We start from the raw sequence: 3,687 nt of genomic DNA on the forward strand, positions 1-3,687 counted from the left end.
CGACCGATTATGCGGTCAAGGATATTTCCCTCGCCGGTTTCGGCCGCAAGGAAATCGACATCGCCCAGATCGAAATGCCGGGCCTGATGGCCATCCGCGAGGAATATGCCGCGGCCCAGCCTTTGCGGGGCGCGCGCATCGCCGGTTCGCTCCACATGACCATCCAGACCGCCGTGCTCATCGAGACCCTGGTGGCGCTGGGGGCGCAGGTGCGCTGGGTGAGCTGCAATATCTTTTCCACCCAGGACCATGCCGCCGCCGCCATCGCCGCCGCAGGCATCCCGGTCTTTGCCCATAAGGGCGAGACGCTGGAGGAATACTGGGCCTTCACCGACCGGATGATGGATTGGGGCAATGGCCAGACGCCCAATCTGATCCTGGACGATGGCGGGGACGCCACCATGTATATCCTCACCGGCGCCAGGGCCGAGAAGGATATCTCCATCCTCGACAAGCCGGGCAATGAGGAAGAAGAAATCTTCTTCGCCACCATTCGCAAGCGACTGGCGCAGAGCCCGAATTTCTTTTCCACCATCCGCGCCAATATCAAGGGCGTCTCGGAGGAAACCACCACCGGCGTGATGCGGCTCTATCAGCTCCATGCCAGGGGCGAGCTGCCCTTCCCGGCCATCAACGTCAACGACTCGGTGACCAAGTCCAAATTCGACAACAAATACGGCACGCGGGAATCGCTGGTCGACGCCATCCGCCGGGGCACCGACGTGATGCTGGCCGGCAAGGTGGCCGTGGTCTGCGGCTATGGCGATGTGGGCAAGGGCTCGGCCGAAAGCCTGCGCGGCGCCGGCGCCCGCGTTCTGGTGACGGAAGTGGACCCCATCTGCGCCTTGCAGGCGGCCATGGAAGGCTTCGAGGTGGTGACCCTGGAGGAGGCCGCCCCGCGCGCCGACATCGTCGTCACCGCCACCGGCAATCGCGACGTGCTGACGCTGGACGACATGCGCAATCTCAAGGACATGGCCATCGTCTGCAATATCGGCCATTTCGACAACGAGATTCAGGTCGCCGCGCTGCGCAATTTCAAATGGACCAATGTCAAGCCGCAGGTCGATCTGGTCGAAAAGCCCGATGGCTCGCGGCTGATCCTGCTGTCCGAGGGGCGGCTGGTCAATCTGGGCAATGCCACCGGCCATCCGAGCTTTGTGATGAGCGCCTCCTTCTCCAACCAGACCCTGGCCCAGATCGAGCTGTGGACCAACGGGGATAAGTTGGAAAAGAAGGTGCATGTCCTGCCCAAGCATCTGGACGAAAAGGTCGCCGAACTGCACCTGGCCAAGCTGGGCGCCAAGCTGACCAAGCTGACCAAGGAGCAGGCCGATTATATCGGGGTGGCGCAGAACGGCCCCTTCAAGTCGGGCGAATATCGCTATTGAGTATGCCGCCGCCCGCGGGGGGCGGGGATAAGAAAAACAGGGCGCCTGCGGGCGCCCTTTCCTTTTGGCTGCGAGGCGTGAATGGTTGACAAAGTGTTGCTGCTTCGTTCTTGGTCAACCCCACTTATCGCGCCTTTGCCCCAAATCAACAGGCATTAAGACTCTTTTAGCCGATTCCCCGGCTCGCTATGGTCAGGGTGATTCGGGCACGCGGGGATATGTGGCCGGATCTGGCAGCGGCAGGAGACCCAGGACGGTTTCGCGTCTGGCCGCCACCAGCAAGTGCAGAGTGTACCGGCCGTCAGGGCCGGACTGGCAAGAACCGAAACTGACCCAGAGGGCAGAGCATGGCGCCGGATCGCTTCCGGAAGCATTGGGGATTCGCGGCTGTGGCGGCGGCCCCCCTTACCCTGATGACGGCCGCGCCCGCGCTGGCCCAGGCCGATGGCACGCTGGGCCTGGCCGGGTCCGCGCCGCTGGCCATCGCCGTGGGTGCCGGCGCCTTCGCGCTGATCGCGATGGCGCTGGTGCGCGCCACCAAGCTCGACAGCCACACCGCCCGCCGCCGCGCCGCCGAACAGATTTCGGGCCTGCGGGCGCTGGTCGACGAATATGAGGCGCTGCTTTCCGGGACGCGCGAGCTGACGGTGCTGTGGACCGACAATAGCGGCGGCGCGCCCAAGCTGCTGGGCCAGCCCGGCGCGGTGCTGCCGCTGGGCCGGCAGGCGCAGAGCGTGCTGACCCTGTCGAGCTGGCTGCCCATTGCCGAGGCCGACCACCTGGCCCGGCTGATCGAGGATCTGCGGGTGCATGGCCATGCCTTCGCCATCAGCCTGCGGACGCTGGAAGGGCGGCTGATCCGGGCCAATGGCTGGGTGCTGGGCGGCGGGGCCGCGATGCGCCTGCGCCCGGCCTTCACCGAGCCCCGGGACGCGCCGGTGCTGGCCGCCGCCGCCGCCACCGGCGACATGGACACGGTGCGCGCCATTCTCGCCGCGCTGCCCCAGCCCGCCTTCGCCCGCGACGGCGCCGACCGGCTGAGCTATGCCAATTCCGCCTATCTGCAACTGGCGCGCGCGCTGGGCCGGACCGGCAGCGAAGCCGCCCCGCCCGAGCTGCTCGACAAGGCGGGCCTCAAGACCCATCTGGCTGCCTGCGCCGAGGGCGGACAGGCCGGCGTCACCCGCCTCGATCTCGAAGGCAAGGGCCGGTTCGAGCTGGTGGAATTCGCCGCCGCCGGCGGGCGCGCCGGCTATTTGCAGCCCCTGGACGAGGCCGTGCCGGCCGAGCCCGCCCTGGCCCATATCGCCGGCATCATCGAGGCCCTGGCGACGCCCATCGCCATCTTCAACGCCCGGCGCGAGCTGGTGCAGGTGAACGCCGCCTATGCGCGGCTGTGGAATCTGAGCGCGTCCTTCCTCGTGCCGGGGCTGGACGAGCGGGCGATCCTGGACAAGCTGCGCACCGAGGGCATGCTGCCCAACGAGGTCAATTACCAGACCTGGCGGACCAAGCACCTGCAATCCTACGAGCGCAAGACCCCGCATGAAAACGACCCCTGGCACCTGCCCGATGGCCGCACCATCAAGGTGATTTCCGCCCCGGCGGGCCCGGATGGCGGGGTGATCTATGTGTTCGAGGACATTACCGAGCGATTGAAGCTCGAATCCACCAACAAGGCCTTCTCCAACGTGCAGCGCGAGACCATCAACGCGCTCTCCGAAGCGGTGGCGGTGTTCGGCACCAATGGCCGGCTGACCCTTTCCAATCCCCGGCTTTCGGCGCTGTGGAAGCTGCCGATGAACACGCTGGGCCACAACCCCCATATCGACCAGATCGCCGAGGCCAGCGGCCTGGCCATTCCCGAGGATGGGGCCGGCATCTGGCGCGATCTCAAGCGCGGCATCATCGACCTCAACCCCACACGCGGCGACCAGACCGGCCGCATCAACCGCTCCGACGGGCGGCTGCTCGACTACGCCATCACCCGCCTGCCCGACGGGCAGACCATGATGACCTTTCTCGACGTGACCGAAAGCGCCAGCTATTCCAAGGTACTCAAGGAGCGCAACGACGCGCTGGTGGCCGCCGACCTGCTTAAGGACGCCTTCGTGCAGAACGTCTCCTACGAGCTGCGCTCGCCGCTGACCAACATCATCGGCTTCGCCGACCTGCTGGCCGGCGACATGGGCACGCTGACCGAGCGGCAGCAATCCTATATCGATTATATCCGCGCCTCCTCGGTGACGCTGGGCGTGCTCATCGACAACATTCTCGACCTGGCCTCGGTCGATGC

At 66.1% G+C, this 3,687-nt stretch carries 2 protein-coding genes; both read left to right on the forward strand.

The genetic code is table 11. From position 1 onward, the window contains the following. The coding region (gene ahcY / locus VDP82_RS15515) for an adenosylhomocysteinase (protein ID WP_323015733.1) at positions 1 to 1,391 on the forward strand (1,391 nt) is incomplete at its 5' end. Between the two features lie 389 nt (positions 1,392 to 1,780). Beyond that, positions 1,781 to 3,687: PAS-domain containing protein (locus VDP82_RS15520; RefSeq protein ID WP_323015734.1), on the forward strand; the 1,907-nt coding region annotated here is incomplete at its 3' end.

It is taken from the genome of Devosia sp. (assembly GCF_034675085.1).
GTDB lineage: Bacteria > Pseudomonadota > Alphaproteobacteria > Rhizobiales > Devosiaceae > Devosia.